We start from the raw sequence: 16636 nt of genomic DNA on the forward strand, positions 1-16636 counted from the left end.
TGCGGGTGGCCGGATCACGCCACGGCGGGCCGGCCCTCCGGCTCCCGGACGCCGGTCGGCGCCTCGTCGTCCGGCTGGGGGCGGCGCCTGGCCAGGGCCAGCACGCTGACCGTCGTCAGCAGCAGGAGCACGACGTAGTAGCCGACCACCGGCCAGTGCCCGCCGCCCCGGGTGAGCAGCCACTGGGCGAGCAGCGGGGTGGAGCCGCCGATGACGGTGCTGCACAGCTGGTAGGCCATGGAGACGCCGGTGTAGCGGACCCTGACGGGGAACGCCTGGGAGAGGAAGCCGGCCAGCAGCGCGTAGTAGCTGCACCCGGTGAGCACGCCGAGCGCGAGGCCCACGCCGATCAGGGCGCTGTCGCGGGTGGCGATCAGCAGGAACATCGGCACCGCGACGACGATGTTGGCGACCAGGGCGCCCGCCATCAGCCGGACGGTCCCCACCCGCTGGGCCAGCAGCGCCGCGAGCGGCTGCCACAGGAACTGCAGGACGGCGAGGACGAGCAGGATGTCGAGCATGGTCTGCCGGTGCACGCCCAGGTCGCTGGTGGCCCAGGAGAGCACGAAGGTGTTGGTGAAGTAGGCGGACGAGATGCCCATCGCGCTGGCGCCCACGCCGAGCAGGACCAGCGGCCACGAGGTGCGGAACAGCTCGACCACGGGGATCTTCGGGGCGGCCTCCTCGTGCTTCCTGGCCTCCTCGAAGTCGGTGGACTCGGAGACCTTCAGCCGGATGACCAGGCCGATGACGACCAGCACGGCGGAGAGCAGGAACGGCACGCGCCAGCCCCACGACAGGAAGGCGTCGTCGGGCAGATGGCCCACGGCGATGAAGACCAGGGAGGCCAGCACGGCGCCTGCGGGCGAGCCCTGCTGGACCCACATGCCGGCCAGTCCGCGGCGCTTGTGCTCGGTGTTCTCGGTGGCCATGAGCACCGCGCCGCCCCATTCGCCGCCGACCGCGATGCCCTGCACGGCGCGCAGCAGCACCAGCAGGACGGGCGCGGCGACGCCGATGCTCGCGTGGGTGGGCAGCACACCGATGAGCGTGGTGGCCGACCCCATCAGAACCAGCGTGGTGACGAGGACGTTCTTGCGCCCCACCCGGTCGCCGATGTGGCCGAAGATCAGTCCGCCCACCGGGCGGGCCAGGAAGCCGACCCAGAAGGTGGCGAAGGCGGCGAGGGTGCCGGCGGCCGGGCTGGCGGTGGGGAAGAACAGCTTGCCGAACACCAGGGCGGTGGCGGTGCCGTAGATGTAGAAGTCGTACCACTCGACGGCGGTCCCGATGAAGGACGCGGTGGTGGCACGTCTGGCTCTGCGGCCAGGGGTGGACATGGCGTGGGGCATGGCTGACTCCGGGGATGAGCGGCGGTGCCGACGGATTCGACCTGCGCGGAAGGAGGCCGCGTGAGGACCTGCGATGACCGCGACGCTGCGGGTGCCCGTTCGAACGGTGTTGTCCGGTCCGCCTCAGTTTCGTAGCTCACCGGCCATACGGTCCAGTACCTTCTGAGCTGCGCGGCCATACCCTCAAGGCATGGCGCCCTGGTGGGCGGGCGCGGCGACACGACGGAGGCACGATGGAACTGCGGGTGCTGCGCTACTTCCTCGCGGTGGTCGACACCGGCTCGATGACGGCGGCCGCCGCGCGCGTCCATGTGGCGCAGCCCTCCGTCTCCCGGCAACTACGCTCCCTCGAACGCGAGTTGGGCACCGAGCTGCTGCGCCGCACCAGCACGGGGGTGCGGCTCACTGCGGCCGGACGCCGCTTCGTGCCCGTCGCCAGGGACCTCACGCTGCGCGCCGCCCGGGGCACCGAGCTGCTCCAGGCGCTCTCCGGGCAGAGCCCGTTGCAGTTCCGGGTGGCCTGCCCCAACTCCACCATCACGCACCTGGTGGCCCCGTTCGTCGCCGAGGTCGGCGGGCCGTTCGCCGACGCCAGGGGCTGTGAGCCCGACCAGGTGTACGAGCGACTGCGGGCCGGTGACGTCGACATCGGCATCTCCACCAGCCCGCCGCCCGGCGGCATGGCCGCGCTGCGGCTCGGCGGGCGCCGGATCAGCGCCCAACTGCCCGCCTCCCACCCGCTGGCCCGGGAGGACGGCGGTGATCTGGAGCTGGCGAGCCTGCTCGACCACCCGGTCATCGTCAGCGGCCGGACCAGCGCCGTGCGGCGGGCCCTCGACACGGCCCTGTACGAGCAGGGCACACCGCTGCGGCCGGCCTTCGAACCGCAGTCCGAGGCGATGGCGCAGGCCCTGGCCGCCGCGGGCCACGGCGTCTGCGTCGTCCTCGACCACCCGCAGTTCGACCTGTGCGCCCGCCCGCTGACCTGCCGGGGCGGCGCGCTGGCCGTCTCCCTGTACGCCGGCTGGGACCCCGACCACTACGCGCACGCCGAGATCGACGCGGCGATGCGGGACCTGTCGCGCTGGCTCATGGCCAACGACGGCGGCAGAAAACCCGGCAGCCGCCCCGCCCCACCCACGACGGACCCCGCACCGGCGCCAGCACCAGCACCAGCACCAGCACCAGCACCGGATCAGACCTAGGCCCGGACCCAGGTTCCGGTCGCTGCTGCGCAGGCGGACGGCCGGCGCGGACGGCGAAGGCGCCCGGGACCATGACGGTCCCGGGCGCCTTCGCCTGCGGTCAGCCTCGGGTCAGGGCCTACGAGTGGGTCCTGAGCAGGGTGCGCATGGTACGCATCGCCACCGACAGGTTGGCGAGGTCGAACGCCTCCGAGCCCTGGATCTCCTCCAGGGTGGTGCGCGCCCGGCTGAGGATCGCCGCGTTCTTCTCCTCCCAGGCGGTGAAGCGCTGCTCGGGCGTCGAGGTGCCGTTGCCCGCGGCCAGGACGTCCGCGGTCAGCGCCGAGTGGGCCGCGTAGAGGTCCTCGCGGATCGACGCGCGGGCCATGGACTGCCAGCGGTCCGCGCGGGGCAGCTCGATGATGCGGTCCATGAGCTGGGAGATGTGCAGCCGGTCGGCGAGGTCGTAGTAGACCTCGGCGACCTGCATCGGCTCCTTGCCGGTGCGGTCGGCCACCGAGACGATGTCCAGCGCCGGGAACACCGAGGAGAACCCGGCGACCCCGGTGGCCAGCTCCTCGGGGACCCCGGCGGCGGTCAGCTCGTCGTGGATGCGCTGCCACCACTCGGCGTCGGCGCCGCGCAGCAGCTTCGGCAGCTCCTGCCAGACCTGCTCGACGCGGTCCGCGAAGAACTCCACCGTCTCGGCGATCTGCAGCGGCTGCGGCCGGTTGTTGAGCAGCCACCGCGTGCCGCGCTCCACCAGCCGGCGCGAGTGCAGCCTGATCCGGGTCTGGACGGCGGCCTCGACGGTGTTGTCGAGCCCCTCCACCGCGTCCCACACCGGCGAGGAGCGGAAGATCGCGCGGGCCGCGGTCTGCGCCCTGACGATCTCCTCGAGAGAGGCGCCGGTCTCCTCCCGCAGCCGGTGCAGATACGTTGTTCCGCCGGTGTTGACGGTGTCGTTGACCAGCACGGTCGTGACGATCTCGCGGCGCAGCGGGTGCCCGTCGACGTGCTCGGCGAACTTCTCCCGCACGTCGGTCGGGAAGTACGCGTACAGCAGGCCGCGCAGGTAGTCGTCGTCGGGCAGCGAGGTGTGCAGCAGCTCGTCGGCGACGGTGATCTTCGTGTAGGCCAGCAGGACGGCCGTCTCGGGGCTGGTCAGGCCCTGGCCCTGGGAGAGCCGCTCGCGGATCTGGCGGTCCGTGGGCAGGAACTCGAGGGCCCGGTCCAGATGGCCCTCGCGCACCAGGTGGCGGATGAACCGCTGCTGGGCGTGGAGCATGTCCTTGGACTGGGCGAGCGCGTTGGCGATCGCGGTGTTCTGCGCGTAGTTGTTGCGCAGCACGAGACGGCCGACCTCGTCGGTCATCCCCGCGAGCACCTTGTTGCGCTGCTTGACGGTCATGTCGCCGTCGTTGACCAGGCTGTTGAGCAGGATCTTGATGTTCACCTCGTGGTCGGAGGTGTCCACGCCCGCGCTGTTGTCGATGGCGTCCGTGTTGATCCGGCCGCCGGTGAGCGCGAACTCGATCCGGCCGAGCTGGGTCAGGCCCAGGTTGCCGCCCTCACCGACGACCTTGACGCGCAGGTCGGCGCCGTCCACCCGGATCGGGTCGTTGGCCTTGTCGCCGACGTCCGCGTGGGACTCCGTCGACGCCTTGACGTAGGTGCCGATACCGCCGTTCCACAGCAGGTCGACCCGGGCCTTGAGGATCGCCTTCATCAGGTCGGCCGGGGTCATCTTGGTGACGCCCGACTCGATGCCGAGCGCCTCGCGGATGTGCCCGTTGACCGTGATGGCCTTGGCGGTGCGGGGGAAGACGCCGCCGCCCGTGGAGAGCAGGCTCGTGTCGTAGTCGGCCCAGGAGCTGCGCGGCAGCTCGAAGACGCGGCGGCGCTCGGCGTAGGAGGTGGCCGCGTCCGGGGTCGGGTCGATGAAGATGTGCCGGTGGTCGAAGGCGGCGACCAGCCGGATGTGCTCGGACAGCAGCATGCCGTTGCCGAACACGTCACCGGACATGTCACCGATGCCGACGACCGTGAAGTCCTCGCTCTGGGTGTCCACGGCCAGCTCGCGGAAGTGCCGCTTGACGGACTCCCAGGCGCCGCGCGCGGTGATGCCCATGCCCTTGTGGTCGTAGCCGGCCGAGCCGCCGGAGGCGAAGGCGTCCCCGAGCCAGAAGTTGTACGTCCCGGCGACCCCGTTGGCGATGTCGGAGAAGGTCGCGGTGCCCTTGTCGGCGGCGACGACGAGGTAGGTGTCGTCCTCGTCGTGGCGGACCACGTCGGCCGGCGGCACGACCTCGCCCGCCACCATGTTGTCGGTGATGTCGAGCAGCGCCGAGATGAACGTCTTGTAGCTGGCGATGCCCTCGGCGAGCCACGCGTCGCGGTCCACGGCCGGGTCGGGCAGCTGCTTGGCGACGAAGCCGCCCTTGGCGCCGACCGGCACGATGACGGTGTTCTTCACCATCTGCGCCTTGACCAGGCCGAGGATCTCGGTGCGGAAGTCCTCCCGCCGGTCCGACCAGCGCAGACCACCGCGCGCGACCTTCCCGAACCGCAGGTGCACGCCCTCGACGCGCGGCGAGTACACCCAGATCTCGTACGCCGGACGCGGCGCCGGCAGGTCCGGGATGGCCTGCGGGTCGAACTTCATGGAGACGTACGCGTGCGGCGTGCCGTCCGCTGCCTCCTGGAAGAAGTTGGTGCGCAGGGTCGCCTTGATGACGGTCAGGAACGAGCGCAGGATGCGGTCCTCGTCGAGCGAGGCCACCTGGTCGAGGGCCGCGTCGACCTCTTCGAGGAGCGCGTCGACGATCTCGTGCCCGGCCCGCTGCCGCTCCGGCGCCATCCGCGCCTCGAACAGCGAGACCAGCAGCCGGGTGGTGTGGACGTTGTTGCGGAGGGTGTCCTCCATGTAGTCCTGGCTGAACGGCGAACCGGCCTGGCGCAGGTACTTGGCGTAGGCGCGCAGCACCATCGCCTGCCGCCAGGACAGGCCGGTGCTCAGCACCAGCGCGTTGAAGCCGTCGTTCTCCGCCCGTCCCGTCCAGGTGGCGGCGAACGCCTCCTGGAACCGCTCGCGGCCGTCCTCGCCCAGGTAGTCGCCGTTGCCGACGAGCGACTTGGGCATGCGCAGGCCGAAGTCGTAGATCCAGGCGATGGAGCGGTCGGCGCAGCGCAGCTCGTACGGCCGCTCGTCGACGACCTCGACGCCGAGCCTGCTGAGGACCGGCAGCACCGCGGAGAGGGAGACCGCGTCACCCTTGCGGTAGATCTTGAACCGGCGCTCCTCCGGCGCGGCCCCGACCGGCTCGTAGAGGCTGAGCGCGAACGCGTTCTCCTCGTCGAGCGCCTCGATGTGCAGCAGGTCGGCGACGGCCGCGCGCGGGGTGTGGTCGGCCTTGTAGCCCTCGGGGAAGGCGTTGCCGTAGTGGCGCAGCAGCTCGGCGGCGCGCTCCTCGCCCGACTCGGCGTTCAGCGCCTCGGCGAACGCGTCGGCCCAGGAGCGGGCGGCCTCGGCGAGCCTGACCTCGAGCCGCTCCTTGTCGCTGTCCGACAGCTCGGGCAGCTCGGTGCCCTGCGGCACCCGCACCACGAAGTGCAGCCGGGACAGGATCGACTCGGTGTTCCAGGCGGTGAAGTCGACGTTGGTGCCGCCCAGCTCCTCCTTGAGGATGTCGATGATCCGCAGCCGGACGCCGGTGGTGTAGCGGTCGCGGGGCAGGTAGATGAGGGCCGAGTAGTAGCGCCCGTACTCGTCCTGGCGCAGGTACAGCCGCAGCCTGCGGCGCTCCTGGAGGTAGAGCACCGAGGTGACGATCGACTGCAGCTCGTCGGCGGGCGTCTGGAACAGCTCGTCGCGCGGGTACGTCTCCAGGATCTGGAGCAGGTCGCGGCCGTCGTGGCTGTTGGGCGAGAAGCCGGCCCGCTGGAGCACCTCGGCGACCTTGCGGCGGATGACCGGAACCCGGCGCACGGACTCGGTGTAGGCGGCGGACGAGAACAGCCCGAGGAACCGGCGCTCGCCGACGACGTTGCCCTCGGCGTCGAACTTCTTGACGCCGATGTAGTCCAGGTACGAGGGGCGGTGGACGGTGGCGCGGCTGTTGGCCTTGGTCAGCACCAGCAGCTTGTGCTCGCGGGCCTTGGCGCGCGCGTCGGCGGGCAGCCGCTCGAACGACGGGCTGACCGGGTGGCCCTCGTCCTCCGAGTGGTGCGGGTCGGAGCGCAGGATGCCGAGGCCGGTGCCGGGCACCGCGCTCAGCGAGTCGTCGTCGCGCAGCTCGTACTCGCGGAAGCCGAGGAAGGTGAAGTGGTCGGCGGCCAGCCAGCGCAGCAGCTCGCGGGCCTCGTCGACGTCCTGGTCGCGCAGGTCGGTGGCGACGGGCTCGGCGGGCAGCTCGTCGGCGATGCGCAGCGCGCTGTCGCGCATCTTCTCCCAGTCCTCGACGGCCTCCCGGACGTCGGACAGGACGCGCAGCAGATCGGCGGTGATCTGCTTGAGGTCGCCGCGGTCGGTCTCCCGGTCGATCTCGACGTGGATCCAGGACTCGGTGTGGCCGTCGTGCGGGAGCTTCGCGCCCGGCTGGGCGGGCAGCACCTCGATCAGCTTGCCGGTGACGTCGCGGCGGACGGTGACCTGCGGGTGGATGACGACGTGGATGCCGCGGCCCTGGCGGGTCAGCTCGTTGGTGACGGAGTCGACGAGGAAGGGCATGTCGTCGGTGACGACCTCGACCACGGAGTGGCTGCACGTCCAGCCGTTCTCCTCGACGGTCGGGGTGTGCACGCGCACGTTGGCGGTGCCCTGGGGTCGGTTCTCGGCCAGTCGGTAGTGGGAGTAGGCGGCCCCGAAGACGTCGACCGGGTCGCGGTCGCCGAGGTCCTCCGGTGCGGTGTGCAGGTAGTAGCGCTGGAGGAACGCGAGCACGGATTCACGGTCCGGGGTGTCCGGTGCGGAGGTGCTCTTGTCCGTCTTCCCGGTCGGTAGGTGCCCACCGACCGGGCTGTTCTCAGCTACCCGAGCGGCCCTCTCCAGCAGCTCGGCCTTGGCTTCGTCCAGCTTGGTCTGCATTGTCCTCTGGCTCCTGTCGCGCGCCGTTGCGTGACGTAGAAGGAAGTTCGGTCTCTTCCTTTGCGGCTCGACGCCACGGCCCGGGGTGTCCGGTCCGTTCCGACGCTATGCCGCAGGGTGAGATGAGCGGGGGCTTATCAGCCATATCCGACGCGTCCGGTGGGTGTGACACTGATCTCTGCCGTGACGTCGGAGGTGTGCGCGGCACCCGGGAAGCTCTCGCACTCCCGTCCCGCCCGCGAAGATCAGCGACCGCCGCCCGGTCACGGATGTCCTCCGTGCTCGCCGGGCGCAGGGCGGGGGCGACAGTGCCCCCGCGAACTATCGCGCTGATCACGCCACCCAGGCTATCGCTCCGCCGGGGGGCTCCGTCATGAGCCGTATGTGTACAAAACAGGGGGTGGAACTTTGACGTTCTGCACAGGGGCGGAAGGGGGTGGGGCGGCGTATCGGAGTACGCCGGGACACCGGCGCGGGACGGCGAGCGGGAGGGCGAGCGGGAGCCGGGGTCAGGTGGGGTACCGGTGGGGTCACCGGGGCCGGGGTCGCCTGAGACGCCGGGGTGGGGCGGGGTGCCGGGTTTCGGTGGGGTGCCGGTGTCCCCTGGGGCGCCGGGGTCCGGTGCCCTGCCGGGGGCCGGCCCGGCTCCGCCTTCCGGTGGGACGGCGTGTTCCGGCCGCGCGCCCTCTTGGCAAGCCGCCCCCGCGGGGGCACGTTGCCGACATGACAGCCAACATCCTGATCGTCACCGGTGACGCGGCGGAGTCGCTCGAGGTGCTGTATCCGTACCAGCGCCTCCGTGAAGAGGGCTACGAGGTCCATATCGCTGCTCCTTCCCGCAAGAAGCTCCGCTTCGTCGTCCACGATTTCGAACCCGGCTTCGACACGTACACCGAGAAGCCCGGCTACACCTGGCCCGCCGACCTCGCCTTCTCCGAGGTCGACCCCGACCGGTACGCGGCCCTCGTCATCCCCGGCGGCCGCGCCCCCGAGTACCTGCGCAACGACCCCGAGCTGCGCGCGATCCTCACCTCGTTCCTCGACGCGGACAAGCCGGTGGCCCAGATCTGCCACGGCCCCCTGATCACGGCGGCGGCCGACGGGCTGCGCGGCCGCCGGGTGACCGCGTATCCGGCGCTGGAACCGGACATGCGCTCCGCGGGCGCCACCTTCCAGGACTCCGAGGCGGTCGTCGACGGCACCCTGGTCTCGTCCCGCGCCTGGCCCGACCACTCCGCGTGGATGCGGGAGTTCCTCAAGGTGCTGCGGGCCAAGGCACCGGCTGCCTGACCCGCCGCCACGTCCGGCCGGCGCCGCGGAGGACGACACCCACCGACGTGCCGCCCTCCGCCCGGCCGGACGTCACGCGGTCACGCGGTCACGCGGTCACGCGGTCACGCGGTCACGCGGTCACGCGGCAAGTCTCTCCGCCTCCGCGACGGCCTCCCCCAGGGTGTCCACCACGGGCACGCCGACCTCTTCGAGGCGGGCCCTGCCGTGCGAACCGCCGGTGTACAGCACGGCCCGCGCCCCCACGTGCAGCGCGGCGACGGCGTCGTCCGCGGCGTCCCCGATCACCACCGTGCGGGCCGGGTCCACACCGGCGAGCGCGCCGAGGTGGCGCACCATGTGCTCGGTCTTGCTGCCGCCGGACGGCCCGGTCCGCCCGTCGACCCGCAGGAAGTGCGCCTCTATCCCGAACCCGCGTACCAGCGGCACGAGTTCGTCATGGCCGTACATGCTCAGGATGGACTGGCTGCGCCCCGCCGACCGCCACCCCGCGAGCAGCTCGGCCGCGCCCGCGGTGAGCCCGCACCCGACCCGGTGCTCGGTGTAGTACCGCTGGAAGGTCGCGTCCATGACCTCCCACTCGGCGTCCGTGGGCAGCCGCCCGAGCAGCCGCTCGTAGAACTTCGGCACCGGCACGCAGTACAGCGCCCGGTACTGCTCCATGGTGATCGGCCTCAGCCCCAGCTCGCCGAAGGCCGCGTTCGTCGCCCCGATGATCGCGTCGTTGTCGTGGAACAGCGTGCCGTTCCAGTCCCACACGATGTGGGCCCCTGTCTGCATCCCCATGCCAAGAACGTACCCGCCGCCACTGACAATCGCCGCTGCCGCAGGTCAGGACCGGTTTCGTCGGGGCCGGCCGGTCAGCCGCCGAGCCCGATCAGGTCCGGGATCTCCTGCGTCGCGAACCACAGCAGCTCGTGGTCCTCGGCCCCGTCCACCGTGAACTGCGCGTCGTCGTCCCCGCCGTCCGCCGCGGCCAGCGCCCCGGCCGCCGCGCTCACGTCGGCCTCCGCGTCCCCGGCGTCGACGTGCACGGACGACGCCTTCGCGAGCGCCGCGGACCCGCTCACCCGCACCTCGCCGAGCGCCGCCGGGTCGAGCCCGCGGTCGGGGTCGGCGACCGCCGTGCCGTCGGGCACGTCGACGGCGACCACGACCCGTCGCCTGACCGCCCCGGGGTCGGCGGCCAGCAGTCGCAGGGAGCCCAGCGCGGCCCGGTTGAGCGCCGCGTACTCCAGCTCCTCGATGTCGTCGGAGAGGTACCACTCGCGCAGCGCGGGCGTGACGGCGTACGCGAGGAACGGCCCGGCCGCCAGCTCGCCCGTCTTGTACGCCTCGGCGAGACCGGGGAGGGTCAGGGGGACGTAGACGCGCATGCTCGCCGCTCTCTTCGGGGGTCGGTCGGCTCCTCCGGGGGTCCACGGAGGGTTCTTCAGGATACGTGCGGGTGTCTCCTTTCGGGTTCCCGCCCACCCCCGCGAAACGTCCACCCGGGCACCCGTGACTCACCCGGTCCGCCCCCGTGTTCCCGGGCCCGTGCGACCCCCCGGCCACTCGGACGGATGAACGTCAGCACCCGCGCGACCCGGCACCGGACGTCCTTGCCAGCGGCTCTCACAGCCCGTACAAGATCCCCGACACTAAGTTACTTCCTGGTAGACCGGCGTCCGCGCCATGGACCAAGGAACGGGGATCCCTATGCACAAGGTGATGACCAGGGCCCAACAGCGCACCAGCAGCCGCCCGCCGACCCGCGGCGACTCCCGCCGCCCGTCCGGCACCCCGCCCCGCACCCCCGGCGGCCCACGCCGCCGCACGGCCCCCGCGGGCGACGGCCCCCCGCGGTCCCCCGGCACGCCCCGCCCCACCGCCACCGGCCCGACGGACAACCGGCCCCGCACCACCCCGACCCCCGGCGCACCCGCCCGCCGCGCCCCCGGGCTCCCGCTCGCCGGGCCCCCGGCCGTCGCGCACCCGCCGGCCGAGCCCCCGCGCACCGCGCGCCCGGTCGCCGAGCCGCTGCCCACCGTCCCCGCGCAGTCGCGCCGCCGGGTCCCCGCGCTCCCGCAGCCGACCCCCACCGACCTCTTCGCCGACCGGCTCCTCGCCGTCCTCAGCGGCCGGCGCCCGGTCCACTGGATGCTGCGGCACACCGCGGGCCGCGCCTACGACGACCTGACCCTGCTCGCCGAACGCGCCCCGCTGCGCACCCGCGGCCCGCTGCCCGTGGTCCGCGACATCGGCTACTACGTGCCGCGCCCCGGCGCCATCGAGGCGTTCGCCCGCATCGGCGCGGGCGGCCGGCTGCGCGCCCTCGCGTTCCGGCTGGAGCGGGGTGCGGACCTGCGCTGGCGCTGCACCGCCGTGGAGACGGGCGAGCGGCGCCCCGCCACGGCCTGAGCACGGGCGTACGCCGCCCCTCCACGGCCTGAGCACGGGCGTACGCCGAAGGGCCGGACACCCGAGGGTGTCCGGCCCTTCCGGAACCGCTACGGCGCCCCAGGCGCCGTCATGGCCTCGCTCGCCGCCGCGCCTGATGCTGCCGCCGCGAGGCCGCCGTCACTTCTTGCGACGGCGGCTGCCCCGGGACTGCTTGCGGCGCTCCGCGCGCGTGAGGCCGTCGGCCTCCGAGCGCACGACGTCGTCGTCACCGACGAGCTCGCCCTCGATGGTGCCGCCCTCTCCGTCCACGGTCGGCGCGGAGAAGTGCAGGTTGCGCCGCTGCGGGGCGTCCAGGCCCTTGGCGCGGATCTCCGGCCGGGCGCCCGCCTGGGCCGGCACCGCGTCCTGCGGGGCCTCCGCCTCGGGACGCGCGTCCTCGACCGGGACCTCCTCGACCTGCTGCTCGACCTGGACCTCCAGGTTGAACAGGTAGCCGACGGACTCCTCCTTGATGCCCTCCATCATGGCGGTGAACATGTCGAAGCCCTCGCGCTGGTACTCGACCAGGGGGTCCTTCTGCGCCATCGCGCGCAGGCCGATGCCCTCCTGGAGGTAGTCCATCTCGTAGAGGTGCTCGCGCCACTTGCGGTCAAGGACCGACAGCACGACCCGGCGCTCCAGCTCCCGCATGATCTCGGAGCCGAGCTGCGCCTCACGCGACTCGTACTGCTCGCGGATGTCGTCCTTGATGGACTCGGAGATGAACTCGGCGGTGAGACCGGCCCGGTCGCCCGCCGCCTCCTCCAGCTCATCGACGGTGATCTTCACCGGGTAGAGCTGCTTGAAGGCGCCCCACAGCCGCTCCAGGTCCCAGTCCTCGGGGAAGCCCTCGGCGGTCTCCGCGCCGATGTACGCGTCGATCGTGTCGTTCATGAAGTGCTGGACCTGCTCCTCCAGGTCCTCGCCCTCCAGCACCCGCCGCCGCTCGCCGTAGATGACCTCGCGCTGCCGGTTGAGGACCTCGTCGTACTTGAGGACGTTCTTGCGGGTCTCGAAGTTCTGCTGCTCGACCTGCGACTGGGCGGACGCGATCGCGCGCGTGACCATCTTGTTCTCGATCGGCACGTCGTCGGGGACGTTCGCCATCGACATCACGCGCTCGACCATCTGGGCCTTGAACAGGCGCATCAGGTCGTCGCCGAGGGAGAGGTAGAACCGGGACTCGCCGGGGTCGCCCTGCCGGCCGGAACGACCGCGGAGCTGGTTGTCGATGCGGCGCGACTCGTGCCGCTCGGTGCCCAGGACGTAGAGCCCGCCGAGGTCCTTGACCTCCTCGAACTCGGTCCGCACCGCCTGCTCGGCGTTCTTCAGGGCGGCCGGCAGCGCCTGCGCCCACTCCTCGATGTGCTCCTCGGGGTCGAGGCCGCGCTGCCGCAGCTCCGCCTCCGCGAGGTCCTCGGGGTTGCCGCCGAGCTTGATGTCGGTACCGCGGCCGGCCATGTTGGTGGCGACGGTCACGGCGCCCTTGCGGCCCGCCTGGGCGACGATCGTCGCCTCCCGGTCGTGCTGCTTGGCGTTGAGCACCTCGTGCTGCACACCGCGCTTGGAGAGCTGCTGCGAGAGGTACTCGGACTTCTCGACCGACGTCGTACCGACGAGGATCGGCTGGCCCTTCTCGTGCTTCTCGACGATGTCGTCGACGACCGCCTCGAACTTCGCGATCTCGGTGCGGTAGATCAGGTCGGACTGGTCCTTGCGGACCATCGGCCGGTTGGTCGGGATGGGCACGACGCCGAGCTTGTAGATCTGGTGGAACTCGGCGGCCTCGGTCATGGCCGTACCGGTCATGCCGCAGAGGCCGGGCATCTCCTTGCCCTGGTGGTTGTGGCGCTTGTAGAGGCGGAAGAAGTTCTGGAGGGTGATCGTGGCGAGCGTCTGGTTCTCGTCCTTGATGTCCACCCCTTCCTTCGCCTCGATCGCCTGGTGCATGCCCTCGTTGTAGCGGCGGCCGGCGAGGATACGGCCGGTGTGCTCGTCGACGATCATGACCTCGCCGTCGATGACGACGTAGTCCTTGTCCTTCTTGAAGAGTTCCTTGGCCTTGATGGCGTTGTTCAGGTAGCCGACCAGGGGGGTGTTCACCGACTCGTAGAGGTTGTCGATGCCCAGCCAGTCCTCGACCTTGGCGACGCCGGACTCGTGGATCGCGACCGTGCGCTTCTTCTCGTCGACGTCGTAGTCGCCGGTCTCCTCGACGCCCTTGAGGGGGTTGCCCGCCTCGCCCTTCTTCAGGCGCGTGACGAGCTTGGCGAAGTCGCCGTACCACTTGGTGGCCTGGTCGGCCGGTCCCGAGATGATCAGCGGCGTCCTGGCCTCGTCGACCAGGATGGAGTCGACCTCGTCGACGATGGCGAAGTTGTGGCCGCGCTGGACCAGTTCGTCCTTGGCCCACGCCATGTTGTCGCGCAGGTAGTCGAAGCCGAACTCGTTGTTCGTGCCGTACGTGATGTCGCACTCGTACTGCTCGCGGCGCTGCGCCGGGGTCATGTTGGCCAGGATGCAGCCGACCTCGAGGCCCAGGAACTTGTGGACGCGGCCCATCATCTCGGAGTCGCGCTCGGCCAGGTAGTCGTTGACCGTGATGAGGTGGACGCCTTCGCCCGACAGCGCGTTCAGGTACGCGGGCAGGGTGCCGACCAGGGTCTTGCCCTCACCGGTCTTCATCTCGGCGACATAGCCGAGGTGCAGCGCGGCGCCGCCCATCAGCTGCACGTCGTAGTGACGCTGGCCGAGGACGCGCTTGGCGGCCTCGCGCACGGTGGCGAAGGCCTCGGGGAGCAGGTCGTCCAGGCTCTCCCCGTCGGCGTAACGCTGCTTGTACTCATCGGTGAGGGCCCGCAGCTCGGCGTCGGAGAGGTCGACAAAGTCCTCTTCGATGGAGTTGACCTGGTCCGCAATGCGGTGCAGCTTGCGCAGGATCTTGCCTTCGCCTGCACGCATGATCTTCGAGAGGACGGACACGGGGGTTGGTCTCCTTGCCGGTCGGGCCTGGGACGGTCGGTTTCCATGGGGCTTACTGAGCAACGGCCATCGTATGCGAGGACCCCGCCGGGCCGGGAGGCCTGCCGCGACCACGACCGTGCCCTGTTTCGCACGGCGATCTCACATCGCGCGTACACCGCTTAGAGGGAACAACGGCCCAGGCCCTCGGATGGTGCCGCGTCCGGTCCACGATGTGCGCGAATTGTGATCACTCGCTCACACACGGCAAAAAGATGGCGGTCTCGTGCATCCCGGCAGCAGAATCGGCCGATGGAACCCGTGACGCTCACGACGCCCCGTCTCCTTCTGCGCACGGTCGGTCCGCGGGACACCGACGCGGTGTACGCGGCGGCCCAGGACACCGACATCCTGCGCTGGACCACCCTTCCCTCGCCCTATCTCCCCGAGCACGCGCGCAGCTTCACCGAGGAGATCGTCCCCGAAGGGTGGGCGAACGGCTCCACGTTCACCTTCGGCCTCTTCCTCCCCCAGGGAGAGCTGGCGGGCATGCTCGGCCTGAGCATGCGCTCCCTCAGCTCGGCGGAGATCGGCTACTGGGCCGCCAAGGAGCACCGCGGCCGGGGCTTCGTCACCGAGGCCGTGCGCGCCGTGACCCGCTGGGCCTTCGTCGACCTCGCGGTCGACCGCGTGGAGTGGCGCGCGGAGATCGGCAACGCCCCCTCGCGCGCGGTGGCGGAACGCGCGGGCTTCCGTCTGGAGGGCGTCCTGCGGTCGGGCCTGGTGCACCAGGGCGTGCGGCGCGACTGCTGGGTGGGTTCCCTGCTCCCGTCGGACCTGGAGCTGCCGTCGACCGCGCCGTACCTGCCGACGCCCACCCGGCACTCCTGACCACGGGACCGGCCAACGCGCGTCCACACGCACCCGCGCGCGCATCTCGTCGCCGACCATCGCGTCGCCCGCTCCTCGCGTCCGGCCGGTCCTCGTGGTCGGCCGGTCCTTGTGCCGGGCCTTGTCGTCGGCCGGTCCTCGTGGAAGATCAGCCGACGGCCCACGGACCCGCAGCTCAGGCCGTGTTGTCAGTGCCACCCACTATCGTGCGGACCATGACGACTCCGCGCCCCAGCACCACTCTCTCGGCCGACGAGGCTCGGCGCATCGCCCTGCGCGCCCAGGGTTTCGTCGGCACACCCGACCGCCGGGGCGGGGTCCGCGGCGTCCTGCGTCATCTCGGCGCCGTCCAGTTGGACACGATCTCGGTCCTGGCCCGCTCCCACGAGCTGATCCCGTACGCGCGCCTGGGCGCGGTCGGCCGCGCGACGGTCGAGGACGCCTACTGGAAGGACACCCACGCCTTCGAGTACTGGTCGCACGCCGCGTGCATCCTGCCGATCGAGGAGTGGCCGCACTTCGCCTTCCGCCGCCGCGCCTACCGTGGCCGCCCGCACTGGAGCCACGACCTGCCGGACGGCACCTACGACCAGGTCATCAAGCAGCTGCGCACCGAAGGCCCGCTCACTGCGACGGAGTTGGGCGGCGCCAAGCGCACCAGCGAGTGGTGGGACTGGTCGGGCACCAAGATCGCCGTGGAGCGGGCCCTGATGTACGGCGAGGTGGTGTGTGTGGAGCGGCGCGGCTGGAAGCGGGTCTACGACCTCGCCGAGCGCGCGATCCCGGGCGAGCTGCTCCACGACGAGCTGGACGACAGGGAGTGCCTGCGCCGCCTGGTCGCCCTCGCCGGCCAGTCGCTCGGCGTCGGCACGCGCGCGGACATCGCCGACTACCACCGGCTCAAGGCGGACCAGGTGGAGTCGGTGATCGCCGACTCCGGTCTGGTGCCGGTCACGGTCGAGGGCTGGGCCAAGCCCGCCTGGGCCGACCCCGAGGCGCTGGCGACACCGGTGCGGGGCCGTCACCGCACCACCCTGCTGTCACCGTTCGACTCCCTGGTGTGGGAGCGGGCGCGCACGGAGCGGATCTTCGGCTTCATACACCGCCTGGAGGCCTACGTCCCCAAGCCGAAGCGGGTGCACGGCTACTTCGCGATGCCGGTGCTGTCCGGCGGCCGTCTGGTGGGCCGGGTGGACCCGGCGCGCGAGGGCACCACCCTGGTGGCCAGGCAGGTCACGCTGGACGGCCCGAAGGCGGTCCCTGGCGTGGCGCAGGCACTGGTGGAGGCGGCGGGCTGGGTGGGCTGCCCGGAGGTCCGGGTGGAACGGGTCGACGCGCCCGAGCTGCGCGAGCCGCTCGCCCGCGAGGTGGCGCGACTGCTGGGCTGAGGCCGGGCCGCCCGGCGGATCGCCGTGCCGGTCGCGTCCGGCACGGCTGATCAGACCGCCCGT

10 protein-coding genes are annotated in these 16636 nt (G+C 71.6%); 5 read left to right on the forward strand and 5 right to left on the reverse strand.

The window, feature by feature from the left end; all coding sequences use genetic code 11:
* Positions 1–14 precede the first annotated feature (14 nt).
* On the reverse strand, positions 15–1352 hold the full coding sequence (locus tag DDJ31_RS15485) for an MFS transporter (protein ID WP_206280688.1): 1338 nt from the start codon (positions 1350–1352) through the stop codon (positions 15–17).
* Between the two features lie 233 nt (positions 1353–1585).
* Between DDJ31_RS15485 and DDJ31_RS15490 the strand changes: the two genes are divergently transcribed.
* The gene (locus tag DDJ31_RS15490) at positions 1586–2557 is read left to right on the forward strand and encodes a LysR family transcriptional regulator (protein ID WP_127179702.1); all 972 of its coding nucleotides are present in this window, start codon (positions 1586–1588) and stop codon (positions 2555–2557) included.
* A 118-nt stretch (positions 2558–2675) separates the two neighbouring features.
* Here the strand turns inward: DDJ31_RS15490 and DDJ31_RS15495 are convergent, their stop codons facing one another.
* On the reverse strand, positions 2676–7622 hold the full coding sequence (locus DDJ31_RS15495) for an NAD-glutamate dehydrogenase (RefSeq protein ID WP_127179701.1): 4947 nt from the start codon (positions 7620–7622) through the stop codon (positions 2676–2678).
* 723 nt (positions 7623–8345) lie between these two features.
* Between DDJ31_RS15495 and DDJ31_RS15500 the strand changes: the two genes are divergently transcribed.
* Positions 8346–8912, forward strand: a complete 567-nt coding sequence (locus DDJ31_RS15500; protein WP_127179700.1) for a DJ-1/PfpI family protein — start codon at positions 8346–8348, stop codon at positions 8910–8912.
* A gap of 120 nt (positions 8913–9032) precedes the next feature.
* On the opposite strand, the gene DDJ31_RS15505 is transcribed toward DDJ31_RS15500, so the two are convergent.
* Positions 9033–9698 (reverse strand): HAD family hydrolase, encoded by a 666-nt coding sequence (locus DDJ31_RS15505; protein WP_127179699.1) that lies wholly within the window; start codon positions 9696–9698, stop codon positions 9033–9035.
* Positions 9699–9772: 74 nt separating this feature from the next.
* Positions 9773–10288 carry a DUF6912 family protein gene (locus DDJ31_RS15510; protein WP_127179698.1) on the reverse strand — a complete coding sequence of 172 codons (516 nt, stop codon included), beginning with the start codon at positions 10286–10288 and terminating at the stop codon, positions 9773–9775.
* Between the two features lie 322 nt (positions 10289–10610).
* On the opposite strand from DDJ31_RS15510, the gene DDJ31_RS15515 reads away from it, so the two are divergent.
* Positions 10611–11312, forward strand: coding sequence for an Rv3235 family protein (locus DDJ31_RS15515; protein WP_127179697.1), 702 nt, complete (start codon positions 10611–10613; stop codon positions 11310–11312).
* Between the two features lie 159 nt (positions 11313–11471).
* Here the strand turns inward: DDJ31_RS15515 and secA are convergent, their stop codons facing one another.
* Entirely contained in the window at positions 11472–14315 is a 2844-nt protein-coding gene (secA, locus tag DDJ31_RS15520; protein WP_127179696.1) for a preprotein translocase subunit SecA, read from the reverse strand.
* 291 nt (positions 14316–14606) lie between these two features.
* Between secA and DDJ31_RS15525 the strand changes: the two genes are divergently transcribed.
* Both DDJ31_RS15525 and DDJ31_RS15530 read left to right on the forward strand, forming a co-directional pair.
* Positions 14607–15185, forward strand: a complete 579-nt coding sequence (locus DDJ31_RS15525; protein ID WP_127179695.1) for a GNAT family N-acetyltransferase — start codon at positions 14607–14609, stop codon at positions 15183–15185.
* 215 nt (positions 15186–15400) lie between these two features.
* On the forward strand, positions 15401–16573 hold the full coding sequence (locus tag DDJ31_RS15530) for a winged helix-turn-helix domain-containing protein (RefSeq protein WP_127179694.1): 1173 nt from the start codon (positions 15401–15403) through the stop codon (positions 16571–16573).
* The last annotated feature ends 63 nt before the right edge of the window (positions 16574–16636 follow it).

Source organism: Streptomyces griseoviridis (assembly GCF_005222485.1).
GTDB lineage: Bacteria > Actinomycetota > Actinomycetes > Streptomycetales > Streptomycetaceae > Streptomyces > Streptomyces hintoniae.

What these genes read in the sequence shown, in the direction of transcription:
- DDJ31_RS15515 (WP_127179697.1), top strand. Translation starts at nt 10,611, where the DNA reads ATGCACAAGGTGATGACCAGGGCCCAACAGCGCACCAGCAGCCGCCCG.
- DDJ31_RS15485 (WP_206280688.1), bottom strand. Translation starts at nt 1,352, where the DNA reads ATGCCCCACGCCATGTCCACCCCTGGCCGCAGAGCCAGACGTGCCACC.
- DDJ31_RS15500 (WP_127179700.1), top strand. Translation starts at nt 8,346, where the DNA reads ATGACAGCCAACATCCTGATCGTCACCGGTGACGCGGCGGAGTCGCTC.
- DDJ31_RS15505 (WP_127179699.1), bottom strand. Translation starts at nt 9,698, where the DNA reads ATGGGGATGCAGACAGGGGCCCACATCGTGTGGGACTGGAACGGCACG.
- DDJ31_RS15495 (WP_127179701.1), bottom strand. Translation starts at nt 7,622, where the DNA reads ATGCAGACCAAGCTGGACGAAGCCAAGGCCGAGCTGCTGGAGAGGGCC.
- DDJ31_RS15530 (WP_127179694.1), top strand. Translation starts at nt 15,401, where the DNA reads ATGACGACTCCGCGCCCCAGCACCACTCTCTCGGCCGACGAGGCTCGG.
- DDJ31_RS15525 (WP_127179695.1), top strand. Translation starts at nt 14,607, where the DNA reads ATGGAACCCGTGACGCTCACGACGCCCCGTCTCCTTCTGCGCACGGTC.
- DDJ31_RS15510 (WP_127179698.1), bottom strand. Translation starts at nt 10,288, where the DNA reads ATGCGCGTCTACGTCCCCCTGACCCTCCCCGGTCTCGCCGAGGCGTAC.
- DDJ31_RS15490 (WP_127179702.1), top strand. Translation starts at nt 1,586, where the DNA reads ATGGAACTGCGGGTGCTGCGCTACTTCCTCGCGGTGGTCGACACCGGC.